This window comes from Paraburkholderia sp. RAU2J, from assembly GCF_003634845.1.
Taxonomy (GTDB): Bacteria; Pseudomonadota; Gammaproteobacteria; order Burkholderiales; family Burkholderiaceae; genus Paraburkholderia; species Paraburkholderia fynbosensis.
Genome location: NZ_RBXG01000001.1, coordinates 209,350 through 226,131, shown reverse-complemented (window position 1 = coordinate 226,131; position 16,782 = coordinate 209,350). Strand labels below are relative to the sequence as shown.

Here is a 16,782-nt window from a genome sequence, read left to right as displayed (position 1 = left end):
GGAGGCGAAGCACCCGGCGCGGGCACGCCGGTGCTTCTGACCCGCGCAGACTGTTCGCGCGGAGAGCGCGGGCTGAGATGATTCTAGGACGAGCGTCGCCGGCGATATGTATGCGCTTGTTTCAAGCCGTAACGGGTACCGCAATGCGAAATGAATAGTGCGCCACGTGAAGCGTGCGCAAGCACCAATGCGCGGCTTATCCGAGTTTTGCCCGGGCGACGACGTTCACGCCGCGGCGCCCCCCGCACCACGCACGACACCCGGCAAATACCGCGCAAGCGTGATGCCGCGTGCGGCCATGAAGATCATCATCGCGGCCCATAGACCGTGATTGCCGTGCAGCGCCAGCAATGCCGACGACACCGCCACGAACACGGCCAGCGACACGAGCATCGAGATCATCAGTTCGCGCGTGCGGGTCGCGCCGATGAACACGCCGTCGAGCAGAAAACCCCACACGGACACCAGCGGCGAAAGCGCGGCCCACGGCAGGTAGGTTTCGGCGGCAACGCGCACCGCGGCCTGATCGGTCAGACGTTCGACGATCCACGCGCCCGCTCCCCAGTACACCAGCGTAAAACACAGCGCGCCGAGCGAGGACCACAGCGCGGTGACCTTGACCGCCTGCGCGAACGCGTGCCGGTCGCGCGCGCCGATCGCCGCGCCGACGAGCGCCTCGGCGGCATGCGCGAAGCCGTCGAGTCCATACGCCATGAAGGTCTGAAAATTGAGCAGCAGCGCATTCGCGGCGAGCGTCGCGTCGCCTTGCCGCGCGCCGAGATGTGCAAACCAGCCGAACGACGACAGCAGGCACAGCGTGCGCACGAAGATGTCGCGATTGAGCACGATCAGACGCTTGAGCGCCGCCGTGTCGAACAACGCGGCGCGGCTCAGCGCGGGCAGGCCGCGCGGTCGGCCGTGCCAGAGCAGCGCCGCGCCGAGCACGAAGCCGAGCGCGTCGGCGGTGGCGGTGGCCGCGCCGATGCCGGCCACGCCCCAGTCGAAGCCGTACACGTAGAGCAGCACCGCGACGATGTTCACACTGTTGATGAACACCTGCGAGAGCAGCGCGAGCCGCACCCGCTGCGTGCCGAGCAGCCAGCCGAGCACCACGTAGTTGCCGAGCGCAAGCGGCGCGGCCCAGATCCGCGCATGGCAGTAGATGCGCGCGTGCCGCTGCACCGCGTCGCTGCCGCCAAGCGCACGCAACGCGTAATCGATCAACGGGAGTTGCAGCGCCAGCACCGCCGTGCCGATGGCGAGCGCCATCAGCAGCGCGCGAATGACGGTGTTGCGCAACTCGGCGTGATCGCCCGCGCCGTGCGCTTGCGCGACGAGCCCGGTGGTGCCCATGCGCAGGAAGCCGAAGCCCCAGAACACGAAGTTGAAGAACAGCCCGCCGAGCGCGACGCCGCCGAGATACGAGGCGCCGTCCAGATGACCGGCGACGGCGGTGTCCACCGCGCCGAGAATCGGCTGCGTCAGGTTGGCGAGGACGATCGGAAACGCGAGCGCCAGCACCCGGCGATGCCAGCGCACTGGAACAGCGGACGCGGGCGCATCGGCGCCGCGTGCGGCTTCGCTCAAGTGCGTTCCTGCACGCACACCCACGGCGACACCACGACCGCCCACAGGTCGGGGTCGCGCGCGGCGAAATCGGCGGCGGTCTCCGCCTGCACGCGCTCGACGAGGCCGGCGGACACCCATTGCGTGACCTGGGCGGTGTCGTCGCCGGCGATCGCTTCGGCGACGCTCACCAGATCGAGATCGCGCGCGACGCGCAGCAGCATGCCGCGCGCGAAAAAGCGTTCGAGTTCGGTCCAGCCGATCTTCGCGGTCTCGGCGAGCAGCTTGGCGTACAGCGGGCTGTGGGTGCTGTGGGTGGCGTCGTTGGAAGTCATCGTAAGCGGGTTCTGACGGGGCCGTTACTATAAACCATCGGCGCGGGCCGCCAGAACGGCGCGCTTCCGGTACGCTTGAGGTCTTTCGAAAATCGATTCTGAACCTTCATGTCACTGCATTCAACGACGCCCGCCGCGGGCACGCAAAGCGGCGCCGTGAGCGACGCCACGCTCACACGCGCCGACATGGAGCGCCTGCTCGCCGCGCGCCACGCCGATGCCGGCCACGCCGTGCCGCTTCATTTCACCGACTGCGATTTCGAGGGCACCGATCTGTCGCGACTCGATCTGCGCGGTGCGCAATTTCATCGCTGCACGATCGCGGAGGCGTCCTTTTTCGGCGCGGCGCTGTCGCATACCCGCTGGGTCCGTTGCCGTGGGCGTGAGGCGGATTTCGGCTCGGCCGATCTGGTCGACGCCACCTTTGAGTCGAGCGATCTGAACAACACCAGCTGGCGGCGCGCGAAGCTCGCGTCGGCGTCGTTTCGCGGCTGCAAGCTGACCGGCGCGAATTTCGAGGCTTGCACGGCGTTGGGATTGAGCTTTGCCGAGACCCTGCTCGTGGGCGCGCATCTGCGCGGCCTGTCGTTTCGCAAGGCCACGCTGCAGCAGCTCGATTTCTCCGACGCCGACCTCGCCGGAGTCGATTTCCGCGAGGCGGTTTTCGATGGCGGCAGCCTTAAGGACGCGCATCTGAAGGGCGCTCGTTTCGACGGCGCGGACCTGCGCGAGGCGGATCTCAGTGGCGTGCGGCTCGTCGATGCCGCGCTTTTCAAAGGCGCGACGATTTCGCATCAGCAGGCCGCGGTGCTCGTCACCGAACTCGGTTTGCGAGTGATGTGAATTCTGCTTTCGGTTTCTGGCCAGCCGGATTCGTTAATCGGACAAGCCAAACGATTGCGCCGGTATTTGTCATTTGAATGTCGAACTCGGAAGGTCGTTTGGATTCGAGATCGAATTGATCGGCTGATTTAGTACTATCGTTATTCCGCTGTTCGCGAATTTTCTTGTGAACAAATAATGTTGTTAGTCCGGACCTTGATTATCGGTTAATCCATTTTTTGGTGCGTTGGCGCACCAAGCTACGCAAAGCGTTAAGCGTCGGTTTTAGGCTGTACCGGTTAGTTAAAATCGGCCAGAAGCCTTTCATCAGGCCATTGGCGCGAGTTTTTCCAGAGCCTTGTTTGGTGCGGTTCGCCGCGGCATTTGCGTTTTCGACTCGCCACATCGATTATGTCGGCCGTCGAAGCGCGCGGCGGTTTTAACCGGTTTAATCCCGACAATTTTTATTCCCGGCGCGCGGATTCCGTACGCCGCGTCACATTGCCTGCGAAATTAATCGATTGCGCATGTAAATGGGGGTTGTTACATTTCCTTCTGGCGCATGGTGAACCGGTCCTTTGCCGATATGCGCCGAACCCCCGTTAGCCCGGCCTCGTGCCGGGCTTTTTTTCATCCTTTGGCCGCATGAGTCACGGCCGATTCATATGTGCAATGGATCATGAAAGATTATCTTTTCATCGCGCCGGCCATGACCTGGTTGATCATTTTTCTCGGCGTCTTGCCGATCGCGCTCAGCGTGCTGTTCCGCTTTGCCGCGCGCATCGATCCGCGCTCCGGACGCTGGCGCGGCCGCTAACTCGCGCGGCGCGACAGTGCGTATGCCGCAGCCGCTTTTATTGCTTGCAGCGAACCACCATCGATCGGTTTTTAACATTCGCACCGAAAATGCCGCCGACCGAGCCGCCCGAGGTCGCCCCGTTGTCGACGTCTTTCGACACGACGTCGTAGCCGTAGTTGCCGCAGACTTCGCCCGCCTGCTTGTAGCACTGCGCCCAGCTGGCGCTCGCGTCGCTGCCGCTGCAGTTGATCGCGAAGCCCGTGTCGCCGCTCGGCAGGTAAGTCATGGTGGTGGTGCTGGAGCAGCCGCTGAGGCTGCCCAACGTCAACAGGCCGAGACCAACCGCTGCGGCCGTCGCGACGGCCGCCAATGCGCTCTTCATTGCAGATTCCTTACAGATAACGGAGAAAGACGCGGCGCGAGGCCGGGTCTTTCTGGATTGAGCGCTTTATAGCACGCCAGGTTCCCGCGCTCCGATTACAGGGCGCATGCCCGGCGCGGCACAGGCGTGTGGAACAGCGGCCCACACGAACGTCGAAGCACCCGGCCGATACGCTGACGACGCGTGGCGCTTCGCATGCGTTCAGCGCGGGGGCAACGCTTGGGACGGGTCGATCGACCGGCCCTGATAGCGCAGCTCGAAATGCAGCATCACGCGGTCGGTATCGGTGTCGCCCATCTCGGCGATTTTCTGGCCGCGCTTGACCGATTCGCCTTCCTTCACGAGCAGCACGCGGTTGTGCGCGTAGGCGGTCAGATACTCAGAATCGTGTTTGAGGATCAGCAGATTGCCGTAACCGCGCAAGCCGTTGCCCGCATACACCACCGTACCGGACGCCGCGGCGACCACGGGCGTACCCGCTGCCGCCGAGATGTCGATGCCCTTCGAATTGGCGCCGTTAAAGCGCCGTATCACCGTGCCGTCGGCCGGCCACACCAGCGAGATCGTCGACGCCGGCGCGCTTTCCGCCGGTGCGGGGCGCGGCGCCGCCGACGCGCTGCCATTGCCGCTGCTGCGCACCGCACCGCTCGTCGATGCCGTGCCGCCGGGCGGCGCGACGCGCAGCACCTGGCCGACCTCGATGCTGTCCGGATTGGTCAGATTGTTCCAGCGAACGATGCTTTGCACCGATTGCCGGTTACTGCGCGCGATCTTCGACAGCGTATCGCCCCGTTCGACCCGATAGAAGCCTGGCCCCACCGGCGCCGACCCGCACGCGGCGAGCACTGCCAGCAACGACGCGCAGGCGAGTCGTTTCATCATTGTTGTTGTTCCCAGCATAGGACCTCGCAAAGCGCTGCCGCGCGCCGATCCCGATCACGTGGCAGGTAGATGCAAAGCGTCCGATTCTAACGGTTTTGCACTGCAGCATCCAGAAACGGGGCGGCAGGGCGGACCTGTGAGGTGCGCGACGCGGCGCGGAATGTGACGCGGGGCGGCCGTCCGGGTCGTGAAAACCGGCGACTGAAGTTCGTGAGAACGTCGTCAAGGCCGGGGCGGAAAGCCGCTGCAAAAGCGGCTGCCAAAGCCTCAACCGCCCCCCGCTCTCAAGCCGTCTTTTCGACGCTGATGCGCAGCGCCGCCGTCTCGGTTTGTCCCGGCTCGAGCCAGCGCAATCCCATGCCGTTGTGGATCGCGTCCGGCAGACCGAGCCAGGGCTCGACGCAGTAGAAGTCTGACTCGGCGGCTTCGGTCCATGTCGTGACCGCGTACCAGGGCACCGAGCCCGGCCGTTGCAGATCGATCGTGACGACCCGTTCGAGGCCCGGCGCGACGAGCCGCACCGGCCGATCCGGCGTACCGGCGAGGCAATGGAAGCGGTCGAGGATGCGCGCTTCGTCAAGCGTATAGCGTGCTTCGCCCGGCTCGGCGGCGCTGATCGAGCCATCGGCCTGCTGGTAGCGCCGCTCGGTGCGCGGCAGCTCGATCGTGGTTTCACCCCGCTGTGTGTGCGGCAGCGTGAAATAGAAGTGATGGCCGGCGTAGTAGGGCAGGCGCGCGTCGCCGGTATTGGTGGTGGTGAACGTGACGTCCAGCGTGCGCGCATCGACGAGGCTATACGCCGCCTCGAAACGGAAGCCGAACGGATAGCCGCCGCGAGTCGCTGCGCTGTCGTTCAGGACCATGCGCAGACCGGCGCCGTGTACGTCGGCGTGCGCTTCGAACGGCAGGTCGCGGGCGAAGCCGTGCATCGGCAACTCGCGCACGGTGCCGCTGGCGTCGCGCCAGAAGCCGATCTCGCCATTGACGCGATGCCGCCCGAGAAACGGAAAGAGCAGCGGGTTGCCGCCGCGAATCCGCGCCGGCTGGCTCCAGTCGGCGTGCTCGGGCCAATGGATCACCTCTTCACCGTCGATCGTCCACGACAGCAGACGACCGCCGGCTTGCGGCGAAAAGCGGAGCACGGAGGCGTCCTGGGCGATCTCGAGAATGTCCTGTTGCGGGGAAAGCGGCATGGTCGATTAGCTGGTCAGTGAGGGTTGAAAGTGGCAAAGGCCGGGCGGGCGTGGTTTGCTGCGGCCCGCGCAGCGGGTGTCCGGCGCTACGCGAGAAAAGGATTTTGCGCTGCTTTGCGCTACGGGGAAACCCTTCTGGGGAAATTGCGGGTGTCGCAAAAAGGCGATCCCTCACGATAATTCGTCTGACTGCCCGGTACTCCGGCTACCGGGCGAGATCGGCTCAGGAGGCGTTATGGATCTCGCAATGGCAATGGGTTTGGCTTTGTTCGGCATGTTCGCGGCAAGCACCTTCTACTTCTTTCACAAGCTCGAACGCTGACTAGGGCATTTTTTTTTGCGCGTAGCCGCCGGGTCAGGGCGGATTTCGCGCGGGACCTGATTCAAGCCTCGTCTTACCGGCATCACTCTCTGCGATCAAACCAGGGCCGCTTCCGGCAGCCCGTTTCTTTGCCGCGGCGTAACAACGGTTTCCAGTTGTGACGCAGCGCATCAATATTTCCCCGAATGTGACCTTGACGCTTGGCGCTGACATTGCAGCCAGGCATAATCGGTGCGCTTTTGCTCGCCCGATTTCCCTTTCGCGGCGTGCATTTACCTCACATTTTCCTTACAAGGACCGCCGCGTGAATCTGTCGTTTCTGATTTTTCTGAGCGTGCTGCAGGGCGTCACCGAACTGTTCCCGGTGAGTAGCCTCGGTCATACGCTGCTCGTGCCAGCCCTGTTCGGCATGCATATCGACAAGCATGCGCCGCAGTTGCTGCCGTTCCTCGTCGCCCTGCACCTCGGCACCGCGTTCGCCCTGCTGTGGTATTTCCGCAAGCGCTGGTGCGCGCTGGTGCGCGGCTTCTTCGCTTCGTTCGGCGGACGTCGTAACGACGACGCGCACATGATGTGGGCGCTGATCATCGGCACGATTCCGGCGGGGCTGGTCGGGCTGCTGCTCGAAAAACGCCTCGAGCGGATTTTTCACGACCTGCGAATCGTCGCGATCGCGCTGATCGTGAACGGCGTGCTGCTGTGGTTCGGGGATCGCCTGCAACGTTCGCGCGCGCATCAGCCGCCGGAAAAGCTCACGTTCCGCCAGGCGTTCTTTGTCGGCCTCGCGCAGATCGGCGCGCTAATTCCGGGTTTCTCGCGCAGCGGCCTGACGATGATCGCCGGCAATGCGGCCGGGCTGACCGCGGAGAAGGCGGCGGAGTTCTCGTTCCTGCTCGGCACGCCGATCATCTTCGCGGCCGGCGTGCTGGAATTGCCGAAGCTGTTCCATGCGCCGGGCCAACTCGCGGACGCGCTGCTGGGTGGCGTGCTGACCGCGATCGCCGCGTATCTCAGCGTGCGTTTTCTGATGCGCTATTTCGAAGGCCGTGGACGCCTGGCTTCGTTCGGCGTGTACTGCGTGATCGCGGGGATCGTGTTCCTCGGCTGGTTTGCGCTGCATCCGCAACCGGCCTGAGGGTGTTCGGCATGGCCTTCGCGTACTCGCGCGCAGGGAGCGATCGGTTATAATCCGGGCCCGGCTCAAGTTGCCGGGCCCGTTTATTCGTGCGTGTGGATGAGTTTCCTGACATGCCTTGGCGAGGGTCGCCGGATCGAAGCGGTCCATAGCGCGTGGCGCCGGGTTTCCGGTCGCCGGCCCGGTCAGTTACAATTTCGGTATGCACGAACCGGTGGCTTGCGCGAGCCCAGGTTCCAACATTCCCGTACGCGGGTTTTCATTGCGGGCGATGCACGTAGTGCGCGGTTGTTGCATCGCCTCACTCCATTACGGCAGTAGCTCAGCTGGATAGAGCATCGGCCTTCTAAGCCGAGGGTGGGGGGTTCGAGTCCCTCCTGCCGTACTTCAGATAAGTGTGGTTCCAATGCGCAGCGCCGCCGTTCGCGGCGCAGCGCGTTTCGCGTGCGCGATGTGGGGCTGTCGTATCCAGGCTTGACTGAACGCGCTTCGTTTGCGTTTCGCGGTTGCTCATCGCAGCTAGCAGTTCGGCGCGCCGTTCCACGCACGTTCTCAGTCCACACTCCCTACGCCGATGCTGGTGGTATCCAATGCGTTGACGGGTTCCTGGCCGGTGTGAGCGTCAGTGAAGAGATCGCATGCCCTCACGCGCACCGTGAAGCGGGACATCGGCCGCTTCGCCACGCAGGCAGTTTCTAGTTGTCCGCCTGCACCTCGATCGAATCGACGCGGTCGGGATAAAACGCCAGATGCTGCGCGATCTCCTTCACCGACGCGTACGGCGCCTCATACGTCCACACCGCATTCACCGTCCGCTCGCCGCCGATCGGTACGCTGTAGTACGCGCAGTCGCCCTTATACGGGCAGTAAGTCGAATGATCGGTGCGCTCCAGCAACGTCATGTCGGCATCGGTGCGCGGCACGTAATACACCGGCGGATACGCCGCTTCGCGCAGCACCAGCGCCTTGTGCGTATCGGCGATCACCCGTCCGGCTACGGTCACGACCACGCGCGCCCGCGCCGGCTCGACCGTGATGGGATGAGCGGGACCGGGGACCTTGATGGTTCTTTCAGTCATCTTGTCGAACTCCTGATGAGCGGGCAGTGCTGCCGCGCGTGAGGAAGGATGGCGGGCGGCGTCGAAGGGAACGCTCGCGCCTTGGGTCGAAGCATACGCCGCTCACGAAAACGCGTGCGGCCGACGCGCGCCTCGACGGTGGAGAAGCGGACAGGCCGCGCCGGCCATGCGCAGGACGAAAAAAAGGGCAGCCGAAGCTGCCCGTCGAAGTCTCGCCATCAGGCGGACTGTTGCTTGTCGATTGCTTGTTGCCGACCCGCGAGGGCCGGCATGGATAGCCGGGCCGAAACCAACGCGCCGCGCCCGGCTGCCACGTCCTTAATGCCTGATATTCAACGCGGCGGTCAGATCGCCCAGCGGCTTGCCGCCGTTGCTGGTCAGCGCCGCGTCGCGCGCCGCGATACCCGGCAGCGTCGGCAGCGAGTAACGATGCGTGATGAAGCGCAGGATCGACGTCGTGTCGTACTGCGTGTGATCGACGTAGCCCTTCTTCGCGTACGGCGAGATGATCAGCGCCGGAATGCGCGTGCCCGGGCCCCAGCGGTCGGCCTTCGGCGGCGCGACGTGATCCCAGAAGCCGCCGTTTTCGTCGTAGGTCACGACCACCAGCATGTTGTTCCACTGCGGGCTCTTCTGCAGATGCGAGATCACGTCGGCGATGTGCTGGTCGCCGCTCGCGACGTCGGTGTAGCCCGGGTGCTCGTTCAGGTTGCCCTGCGGCTTGTAGAACGATACCTGCGGCAGCGTACCCGCATCGATTGCCTTGATGAACTCGGAACCACCCATGCCACCGTCGAGCAGATGCTGTGCGCGGTTTGCGGTGCCCGGGGCGAGGTCGGCGAAGTAGTTGAACGGCTGATGGTGCGGCTGGAAGTTCGGTGCCGTCAGGTTCGCGCCGTAGATCACGTTCGGCGTGCCGTTCTGCGCCGCCGCGGTCGCCGCGCCCCATGCGCCGCCGTACCAGGCCCACGACACCTTTGCGTCGTTCAGCAGATCGCCGATGTGCTTCTGCGTTTGCGGCGGCAGCGTGGTCGCCTGGCTCGGATCGGCGAGATTCGCGTCGCCGCCGGAGGCCGCCTTGTTGCCGCTCGGCTGATACGGCGGCTGCATGGTGTTGATCGCGTAGAAGTCCGGCGTCAGGTTGCCCGACAGCACGTACTTTGGCGGACCGCTTTGCGCCGAGGCCGGCGAGTTCGACGCGACCTTAAGCGTCACGCCGTCGCTTTCCACCGCCGAGATCGAGGCGGCTGCCGGGCTCTTGTCCGCGTTCGGATAGATCGGCGTGCACGCGCAGACGAGCCACTGGTGATTCAGGAACGAGCCGCCGAATGCGCCCATGAAGAAGTTGTCGGCGAGCGTGTATTGCTGCGCGATCTTCCAGAGCGGCAGCTTGTCGGCGTTGAGCGAGTAGTGGCCCATCACGAGGCCGCCCGAATCCGCCCAGGCGGCGAACTTGTCGTTCTTGCCGCCGTTGATCTGCATCTGGTTCTCGTAGAAGCGGTGATACAGGTCGCGCGTCGTCGCGGTGATCGGCGTGTTGAAACCCTTCGGGTCGTCGATCGCGAACGGGGTGTTCGGCAGATTGGCCGTCATTGCCTGCGTGACCACCGGCGTCACGCCGGTTTGCGTGAGGCCGTTCCATACCTGCGGCAGCGTCGCGAGCGGCGTGCCGTCGCGGTCCACCTGGGTGGAGTTCGCCGCGTTCACGTTCTGCAGACCGTTCGCGCCCGGGAAGTTGCCGTACAGATTGTCGAAGCTGCGGTTTTCCGCGTAGATCACCACGACCGTCTTGATCGACGAGATGTCAGGCTGGGTGATTTCGCTGCCGCCGCACGCGTACAGACTCAGTGCCGCTGCGATCGCGACGGGCGTCGCGCAGATCAGTTTCTTGTTCATTTGAATGATTTCTCTCTCTCGCGTTGGGGACGGGCCGCGCGCGTTCCTTGCACGAACGACCGCCGGGGAAAGTTTGACGAGGGAATTTGACAGAGAGATGTAATTAATTACGAAACGCCTTTTGCGATCAATGTTCGTCGGCTTGGCGTCATTTATTAGACATGAAAATGAAATATGCTCGCCGACTTCGATAGCGCACATTCACATCGTTCATATGCGGCTTGGTCTCACGGGGATTGGGGAAACAATGATGCGGCGAGGAGAACGGCGGAGCGCCGGGCAGGCGAGAGCGGGCGTGCGGCAGGCGGTGCTCGTCGCGCTCAGCGCTATGACGGTGACCGTGATGCTGGCAGCTTGCGATGCGGGCGGTGCTAACGCGGATGCCGCCGCCGCAGCGAATGCGCAGGGCGGCGCGCAAGCCGCCGCTGGCGCAAGCGCAATTTCCGCGGCGAACCCTGTCAGTGCGTCCGTCTCCGCCGCGCCCGAGGCGGCCTCCGCCGTGAAGGTCGCGGGCCATGACGCCGGCCAGTCGCGCGCGCAGGTCTACGAATCCGTGCGGCAAATGACGGCGCTCGGCAAGCAGCTCTTTTTCGACGCGTCGCTCTCCGGTTCGGGCAAGCTCGCTTGTGCGTCGTGCCATAGTCCGGAGCACGGCTTTGCGCCGGCTAACGCGTTGTCGGTGCAACTGGGCGGCAGCGACATGCACCGCACCGGCATGCGCGCCGCGCCGACGCTGAAGTATCTGCAAGCGGTGCCGGCGTTCGCCGAGCACTACCACGAGTCCGACGACGAAGGCGATGAAAGCGTGGATGCCGGACCCACCGGCGGCCTCACGTGGGACGGGCGGGTTGACCGCGGTGGCGAACAGGCGCGCATTCCGCTGCTGTCGTCGTTCGAGATGGGTAGCACGCCGGCCAAGGTCACGGCGGCGGTTAAAGCCGCGCCATACGCCGACGCGTTCCGCGCGGCCTTCGGCGAGCATATTTTCGACAACGACGACGCTACCTTCAAAGCCGTGCTGCAGGCGCTCGAAACGTTCGAGCAAACGCCCGAGGTCTTCTATCCGTACACCAGCAAGTACGACGCGTATCTGGCGGGCAAGGCGCAGCTGACGCCAGCGGAACTGCACGGTCTGCAACTCTTCAACGACGAACAGAAAGGCAATTGCGCGAGCTGTCACATCAGCCAGCGCACCCGGGACGGCGCGCCGCCGCAGTTCAGCGACTTCGGTCTGATCGCGATCGGCGTGCCGCGCAACCGCGCGCTGCCGGTGAACCGCGATCCGCGCTTCTACGACCTTGGCGCGTGCGGCCCGGAGCGTACCGACCTGAAGGGACGCGACGAATTCTGCGGCCTTTTCCGCACGCCGACGCTACGCAACGTCGCGTTGAAGAAGAGCTTCTTCCACAACGGCATCTATCATTCGCTCGAGCAGGCGGTGCGCTTTTACGCCGAACGCGATACGAACCCGGCAAAGTTCTATCCGGTCTCGAAGGGCAAGGTGCAGAAGTTCGACGATCTGCCGCAGCGCTACTGGACCAATCTGAACACCGACGCGCCGTTCGACCGCAAACCGGGCGACAAACCGGTATTCGACGAAGCCGAAATCAAGGACGTGGTGGCGTTTCTGCAGACGCTGACCGACGGGTACCAGGCACCCGGCGCACTGGTCCATGTGGCGACCACGGGCGCTGCCGCGAACTGACGGCAGGAGGCGGCCGGGCCTGGGGTTTCCGTGGCCTGCCTGCGGTTGACGACCCGGCTGCGCTCAGTCGAACGAGCCGGCGACGATGTAATGGCACGCGCCAATCAGCAGCGCGAAAGCCACCCGCACCCAGGCGACGCCGACGCGCATCGGCAGAGCGGGCCGGCGCGCGGCCGGCACGACGTCCATCCGTACGATACGTTGCATCAATCCGGGATCGTGGCCGATCGCGGCCGGCACGAGCGCGACGCACGGCAGCGCGAGCGTGGCGGCGAAATTTGCAGGGCAAGAAAGAAGTTCATGACGAGCTGTCGGAAGCTTGACGGCTGTGGGAAGGGAAACGCTAATCTTATGAAGGCGTTTCATAAGACGCTTGCGCTCGTCCTAAAATTGACAGCGTCCCACGTCGCGCGGGCCGTTCCAGGGGGCATGCTATGCTTTTGAGGTCCAGATCAAGAGCCGCGGCCCGCGCGCTCGAGACCGCTCGGAACACTTTCGAGGAGAATCTTTCATGTCGATGCGAACCCGTGTGCTGCTTCACCTGACCGGCGCGAGCCTGCTGCTCGGCAGTGCAATCGGCGCGCAGGCGGCGAATCTCGGCTTTCTGAACGACACGCCGATGTCCTACATGAAGCAGCGCGACGTGGCGTCGGTGAAGAAGGCCGTCATCGCCGCGCTCAACGACACGAAGGACGGCGAAAGCGCCCACTGGGTCAACGAAGGCACCGGCAACAGCGTGAAGATCGACGCAACGATCGCCGTCGTCGACACCACCCACGATGGCGGGCGTACCTGCCGCAATCTCTCCGTCGAACTGAACGCGAAGGGCCAATCGATGCATCTGCGCCCGCAGTTCTGCAAGCAAGGCGGCGCCTGGCAATTGCAGAAGAAAAACTGAGGATGCAGGCCGTGATGACGGCGCGCGCCGGCCTGCTGCCGGCGCCGCTCGAAGCCGCGCGCTGCGGCGGCGCGGAGCGTCGATGAGCCCGCGGATCGTTTCCTGCGGGATCGTTCTGCTCGATCCGGATGGCCGGTTGCTGCTTGCGCACGCCACAGAAACGTCGCACTGGGACATTCCGAAAGGGCACGGCGAAGAGGGTGAAGCGCCGCATGTCACGGCGTTGCGCGAGATGGTCGAGGAGACCGGCATCGCGATCGCGCCCGGGCGTCTGAAGGATCTGGGGCTGTTCGTCTACCGGCGCGACAAGGATCTGCATCTGTTCGCCGCGCGCGCCAGCGCCGACGAACTCGATCTGAGCGCATGCACGTGCACCTCGCTGTTCCCGCGGCGCTCCGATGGCACGCTGATTCCCGAGATGGACGCGTACCGCTGGGCCGCGATCGATGAAATCCCGAAGTACGCGAGCCGCAGTCTCACGCGGCTCTTTCAGACGACGCTCTCGCTGGCGGAGTTGCATCGGTCGTTATAGAGGCGTAGACGGTGGCCATTCACCGCTCGCCCCCCCAACGCGCTGGCGCCGATGCGCCACACTCAATCCAGCGCGTGGTCGTTCGGATGCGCGAACAGTGCGCGGTTCGCGTCCGACAGCGGAAAATTCAGATTGATGCCGTGCGGCGGAATCGGCTGGGTGAACCACTGCCGGTACAGACGTTCCGCGTCGCCGGAAGTCTGCGAGCGCGAAATCACCCGGTTCACGAGCGTGCGGAAAGGTTCGTCGCCCTTGCGGAACATGCACGCGTAGACTTCGTAGCCGAGCGGCGTGCCGGTCACGATGAAGTCGTCGGGGCGTGGATCGGTCGACTTGAAGCCGTACACGATCGGCTCGTCCATCACGAAGGCCACGGCCCGGCCCTCCTTGACCGCGGTAAAGGCTTCCAGATGATCGCGCGCGCTGGTGATGCGCATGTTCAGATGCTTGTCGGTATTCAGGCGGCGCAACAGGCGTTCGTCGGACGTGCCCGCGGTCGTCACGACCGTCTTGCCGGCCAGATCCGGAAAATCCGTAATACCGCTGTTCTTGCGCGTGATCATGCGCACCGCGTACTGGAAGAAGCTGTTCGAGAACGCGGCCACGTTTTCGCGCTCCACCGTGTGCGTGGTCGAACCGCATTCCAGATCGATCTGGTTGTTCAGCAGCATCGGCGTGCGGTTCGACGAGGTCACGGTAAGCTCGTGAACCTTCAGCTGCGGCATGCCGAGCGTTTTCCTGATTTCATCGACGATCTGCAGCGCGATGGTTTGCGAATAGCCGACCGTCTGTTTGCCGTCGAAATACGAGAACGGGATCGACGCTTCACGCACGCCGAGCACGATTACGCCGTCGTCGTGGATTTTTTTCAGCGTGCCGGTGAGTTCGTCCGCGTGAGCGGGGTCGGCGAGCGAGGCCGCGCCGAGTGTGACCAGCGCCACGAACGCGCAACGCATGCGATACGCCAAACGTGCGGGGTAGGCGGTGCGCGCGGCACGAACGGCGCGCGTGCGATGTGCGTGGCATGCGTCGTGAGCCGCGCCCGGCGTCGTTATCGTCCCGGTGCCTGTTCCGGCACTCGCCCCGCGGCGGCGGGCTGCAACTTTCATCGGGCCTCCCGGACCGGCGCGCCCATGAGGCCGCGCTGTGACTGTCGATAGACCATCATGCGACGAAACGGCGTGCAACCCGTGAAGCGGGATGCACGCCGTCTGCAACTTCAGACGCGCGGAGAACTGCGGGCGCTCCAGCTTACGCCGGCTTGCCCCAGCTGTCGCGCAGGCTGACGATGCGATTGAACACGGGCTTGCCCGGCTTCGAATCGACGCGGTCGGCGACGAAATAGCCGTGGCGCTCGAACTGATAGCGCTGCTCCGGCAGCGCGTCGCGCGCGCCCGGCTCCAGGTAGGCGTTGACCACGCGCTTCGAATCCGGATTCAGCGCTTCGAGGAAGTCGCGGCCGCCGGCATCCGGTTGCGGCTCCTTGAACAGCCGGTCATAGATGCGCACTTCGGCCGGGCATGCGGCGGCCGCGCTGACCCAGTGGATGTTGCCCTTGACCTTGTAGGTGTTCGCGCCTTCGGTGCCCGACTTGCTGTCCGGGAAGTAGTTGCAATGCACCGCGACGACATTGCCGTTCTCGTCCTTGTCCGCGCCCGTGCATTCGATCACGTAGCCGTAGCGCAGCCGCACCTTGTTGCCCGGGAACAGGCGGAAGTAGCCCTTCGGCGGCGTTTCGTTGAAATCCTCGCGCTCGATCCACAGTTCGCGCGAAATCGGAAACTCGCGCACGCCCTGTTCCGGATGATGCGGGTGGACCGGCGCGCTGCACGGCTCGGTGACGCCTTCGGGGAAGTTGTCGATGATCAGCCTGAGCGGATCGAGCACCGCGGCGATACGCGGCGCCTTCTCGTCGAGATCGTCGCGCAGCGCGCCTTCGAACACGCTCATGTCGATCCACGAATCGACCTTGGTGATGCCGATGCGCTCGCAGAACAGCTGGATCGATTCAGGCGTGAAGCCGCGCCGGCGCAGGCCGACGATGGTCGGCAAACGCGGGTCGTCCCAGCCGTCCACGTGGCCTTCGGTCACGAGTTGCAGCAGCTTGCGCTTGCTGGTGATCGCGTAGGTGAGGTTCAGGCGCGAGAACTCGATTTGTTGCGGCAGCGGGCGCGTGAAGATGCCCGCGTCGGCGAGCTCGTTCAGAATCCAGTCGTAGAGCGGCCGATGGTCTTCGAACTCGAGCGTGCACAGCGAATGCGTGATGTTTTCCAGCGCGTCCGAGATGCAGTGCGTGTAGTCGTACATCGGGTACACGCACCATTTATCGCCGGTACGGTAGTGATGCGCGAAGCGGATGCGGTAGATCACCGGGTCGCGCATGTTGAAGTTCGGCGACGACATGTCGATCTTCGCGCGCAGCACGTGCTCGCCTTCCTTGAACTCGCCGGCCTTCATGCGGCGGAACAGGGCGAGGTTCTCCTGCACCGAGCGCTCGCGAAAGCGCGACGGCGTGCCGACTTCCGTGGCCGAGCCGCGGTTCGCGCGCATTTCCTCGGCCGACTGGCTGTCCACGTACGCCTTGCCGCGCTCGATCAGCAGCTCGGCGAATTCGTATAGTTTGTCGTAGTAGTCGCTCGCGTAATACAGCTGCTCCTTGCCGTCTTTTTCCCACTCGAAGCCGAGCCAGCGCACCGAGTCGATGATCGAGTCGACGTATTCGACGCTTTCCTTTTCCGGATTGGTGTCGTCAAAGCGCAGATGGCACACGCCGCCGTAGCTGCGCGCGACGCCGAAGTTCAGGCAGATGCTCTTTGCGTGACCGATGTGCAGATAGCCGTTCGGCTCGGGCGGAAAGCGTGTTTCGACGCGCTGGCCCCACTTGCCGGTACGGTTGTCGTCGTCAATGATGTTGCGGATGAAATTGGATGCCGCTGGCGCGTCGTTGCGTTCGGTATTCATGCGAGAAGGTGAAAGTCTGTCGGGGACGCGCGGTGCGCCCACTTATCCGACAATTCTACCTGAGCAGTCCGGCGACGGCAGGCGAATGCGGCGCGCAGCCAACGTTTAAGCGCTTCTCGCGTGAATTTGAGGCGCCGGGACGCTGTAACAGGAGGTAAAACGCTTTGGTCGCGCGCCCGCGAGCGACTTAGGATGCCAGCGGCGCGGGGTCGTCCGCAACGCGCGGCGGAGGGTGTTGCAGGCTTCCTTGCCTTTGAGTTTTACTGGGGCTTTCG

16 protein-coding genes and 1 tRNA gene are annotated in these 16,782 nt (G+C 64.3%); 7 read left to right on the top strand and 10 right to left on the bottom strand.

Annotation, left to right across the window (positions count from 1 at the left end):
* Nucleotides 1-225: 225 nt before the first annotated feature.
* Together B0G69_RS01005 and B0G69_RS01000 are read right to left on the bottom strand one after the other, a co-directional pair.
* Nucleotides 226-1,587 carry an MATE family efflux transporter gene (locus tag B0G69_RS01005; RefSeq protein ID WP_121315267.1) on the bottom strand — a complete coding sequence of 454 codons (1,362 nt, stop codon included), beginning with the start codon at nt 1,585-1,587 and terminating at the stop codon, nt 226-228.
* The gene (locus B0G69_RS01000; protein WP_121315266.1) at nt 1,584-1,901 is read right to left on the bottom strand and encodes a DUF2288 domain-containing protein; all 318 of its coding nucleotides are present in this window, start codon (nt 1,899-1,901) and stop codon (nt 1,584-1,586) included. The genes B0G69_RS01005 and B0G69_RS01000 overlap by 4 nt, the downstream gene beginning before the upstream one ends.
* 108 nt (nt 1,902-2,009) lie before the next feature.
* Here B0G69_RS01000 and B0G69_RS00995 point away from each other — a divergent pair, with 108 nt between their 5' ends.
* Both B0G69_RS00995 and B0G69_RS41695 read left to right on the top strand, forming a co-directional pair.
* Nucleotides 2,010-2,744, top strand: coding sequence for a pentapeptide repeat-containing protein (locus B0G69_RS00995; RefSeq protein ID WP_121315265.1), 735 nt, complete (start codon nt 2,010-2,012; stop codon nt 2,742-2,744).
* Between the two features lie 658 nt (nt 2,745-3,402).
* A complete protein-coding gene (locus B0G69_RS41695) occupies nt 3,403-3,540 on the top strand; it encodes a hypothetical protein (protein ID WP_158608917.1) in 138 nt (45 codons plus the stop codon).
* A 37-nt stretch (nt 3,541-3,577) separates the two neighbouring features.
* Here the strand turns inward: B0G69_RS41695 and B0G69_RS00990 are convergent, their stop codons facing one another.
* The 3 genes from B0G69_RS00990 to B0G69_RS00980 form a co-directional block, all read right to left on the bottom strand.
* Complete coding sequence (locus B0G69_RS00990; RefSeq protein ID WP_121315264.1) at nt 3,578-3,904, bottom strand: hypothetical protein; 327 nt, start codon at nt 3,902-3,904, stop codon at nt 3,578-3,580.
* A gap of 201 nt (nt 3,905-4,105) precedes the next feature.
* Complete coding sequence (locus B0G69_RS00985) at nt 4,106-4,804, bottom strand: peptidoglycan DD-metalloendopeptidase family protein (protein ID WP_121315263.1); 699 nt, start codon at nt 4,802-4,804, stop codon at nt 4,106-4,108.
* A gap of 266 nt (nt 4,805-5,070) precedes the next feature.
* Nucleotides 5,071-5,979 (bottom strand): aldose epimerase, encoded by a 909-nt coding sequence (locus B0G69_RS00980; RefSeq protein ID WP_121315262.1) that lies wholly within the window; start codon nt 5,977-5,979, stop codon nt 5,071-5,073.
* Nucleotides 5,980-6,605: 626 nt separating this feature from the next.
* Here B0G69_RS00980 and B0G69_RS00975 point away from each other — a divergent pair.
* Nucleotides 6,606-7,436, top strand: coding sequence for an undecaprenyl-diphosphate phosphatase (locus tag B0G69_RS00975; RefSeq protein ID WP_121315261.1), 831 nt, complete (start codon nt 6,606-6,608; stop codon nt 7,434-7,436).
* A 311-nt stretch (nt 7,437-7,747) separates the two neighbouring features.
* Nucleotides 7,748-7,821, top strand: a tRNA-Arg gene (locus tag B0G69_RS00970).
* A 310-nt stretch (nt 7,822-8,131) separates the two neighbouring features.
* Here the strand turns inward: B0G69_RS00970 and B0G69_RS00965 are convergent.
* Nucleotides 8,132-8,515 (bottom strand): DUF427 domain-containing protein, encoded by a 384-nt coding sequence (locus B0G69_RS00965; protein ID WP_121315260.1) that lies wholly within the window; start codon nt 8,513-8,515, stop codon nt 8,132-8,134.
* A gap of 318 nt (nt 8,516-8,833) precedes the next feature.
* Nucleotides 8,834-10,411: an acid phosphatase gene (locus B0G69_RS00960; protein ID WP_121315259.1), complete on the bottom strand. Its 1,578-nt coding sequence runs from the start codon at nt 10,409-10,411 to the stop codon at nt 8,834-8,836.
* 250 nt (nt 10,412-10,661) lie between these two features.
* Between B0G69_RS00960 and B0G69_RS00955 the strand changes: the two genes are divergently transcribed.
* Entirely contained in the window at nt 10,662-12,116 is a 1,455-nt protein-coding gene (locus B0G69_RS00955; RefSeq protein WP_241991342.1) for a cytochrome c peroxidase, read from the top strand.
* Between the two features lie 63 nt (nt 12,117-12,179).
* Here B0G69_RS00955 and B0G69_RS00950 read toward each other — a convergent pair whose 3' ends face one another.
* Nucleotides 12,180-12,323 (bottom strand): hypothetical protein, encoded by a 144-nt coding sequence (locus B0G69_RS00950; protein WP_241991251.1) that lies wholly within the window; start codon nt 12,321-12,323, stop codon nt 12,180-12,182.
* A gap of 304 nt (nt 12,324-12,627) precedes the next feature.
* On the opposite strand from B0G69_RS00950, the gene B0G69_RS00945 reads away from it, so the two are divergent.
* Together B0G69_RS00945 and B0G69_RS00940 are read left to right on the top strand one after the other, a co-directional pair.
* Nucleotides 12,628-13,014 (top strand): hypothetical protein, encoded by a 387-nt coding sequence (locus B0G69_RS00945; protein ID WP_121315257.1) that lies wholly within the window; start codon nt 12,628-12,630, stop codon nt 13,012-13,014.
* Between the two features lie 82 nt (nt 13,015-13,096).
* A complete protein-coding gene (locus B0G69_RS00940) occupies nt 13,097-13,546 on the top strand; it encodes an NUDIX domain-containing protein (RefSeq protein ID WP_121315256.1) in 450 nt (149 codons plus the stop codon).
* 62 nt (nt 13,547-13,608) lie between these two features.
* Here B0G69_RS00940 and B0G69_RS00935 read toward each other — a convergent pair whose 3' ends face one another.
* Both B0G69_RS00935 and B0G69_RS00930 read right to left on the bottom strand, forming a co-directional pair.
* On the bottom strand, nt 13,609-14,502 hold the full coding sequence (locus B0G69_RS00935; protein WP_121315255.1) for a transporter substrate-binding domain-containing protein: 894 nt from the start codon (nt 14,500-14,502) through the stop codon (nt 13,609-13,611).
* A gap of 295 nt (nt 14,503-14,797) precedes the next feature.
* A complete protein-coding gene (locus B0G69_RS00930) occupies nt 14,798-16,507 on the bottom strand; it encodes a glutamine--tRNA ligase/YqeY domain fusion protein (RefSeq protein WP_121315254.1) in 1,710 nt (569 codons plus the stop codon).
* Nucleotides 16,508-16,782: the final 275 nt, after the last annotated feature.

Bases quoted from the DNA above. Each gene is read 5' to 3' on its own strand.
- B0G69_RS01000 (WP_121315266.1), bottom strand. From the start codon at position 1,901: ATGACTTCCAACGACGCCACCCACAGCACCCACAGCCCGCTGTACGCC.
- B0G69_RS00995 (WP_121315265.1), top strand. From the start codon at position 2,010: ATGTCACTGCATTCAACGACGCCCGCCGCGGGCACGCAAAGCGGCGCC.
- B0G69_RS41695 (WP_158608917.1), top strand. From the start codon at position 3,403: ATGAAAGATTATCTTTTCATCGCGCCGGCCATGACCTGGTTGATCATT.
- B0G69_RS00990 (WP_121315264.1), bottom strand. From the start codon at position 3,904: ATGAAGAGCGCATTGGCGGCCGTCGCGACGGCCGCAGCGGTTGGTCTC.
- B0G69_RS00985 (WP_121315263.1), bottom strand. From the start codon at position 4,804: ATGCTGGGAACAACAACAATGATGAAACGACTCGCCTGCGCGTCGTTG.
- B0G69_RS00980 (WP_121315262.1), bottom strand. From the start codon at position 5,979: ATGCCGCTTTCCCCGCAACAGGACATTCTCGAGATCGCCCAGGACGCC.
- B0G69_RS00965 (WP_121315260.1), bottom strand. From the start codon at position 8,515: ATGACTGAAAGAACCATCAAGGTCCCCGGTCCCGCTCATCCCATCACG.
- B0G69_RS00960 (WP_121315259.1), bottom strand. From the start codon at position 10,411: ATGAACAAGAAACTGATCTGCGCGACGCCCGTCGCGATCGCAGCGGCA.
- B0G69_RS00955 (WP_241991342.1), top strand. From the start codon at position 10,662: ATGCGGCGAGGAGAACGGCGGAGCGCCGGGCAGGCGAGAGCGGGCGTG.
- B0G69_RS00950 (WP_241991251.1), bottom strand. From the start codon at position 12,323: ATGCAACGTATCGTACGGATGGACGTCGTGCCGGCCGCGCGCCGGCCC.
- B0G69_RS00945 (WP_121315257.1), top strand. From the start codon at position 12,628: ATGTCGATGCGAACCCGTGTGCTGCTTCACCTGACCGGCGCGAGCCTG.
- B0G69_RS00940 (WP_121315256.1), top strand. From the start codon at position 13,097: ATGAGCCCGCGGATCGTTTCCTGCGGGATCGTTCTGCTCGATCCGGAT.
- B0G69_RS00935 (WP_121315255.1), bottom strand. From the start codon at position 14,502: ATGCGTTGCGCGTTCGTGGCGCTGGTCACACTCGGCGCGGCCTCGCTC.
- B0G69_RS00930 (WP_121315254.1), bottom strand. From the start codon at position 16,507: ATGAATACCGAACGCAACGACGCGCCAGCGGCATCCAATTTCATCCGC.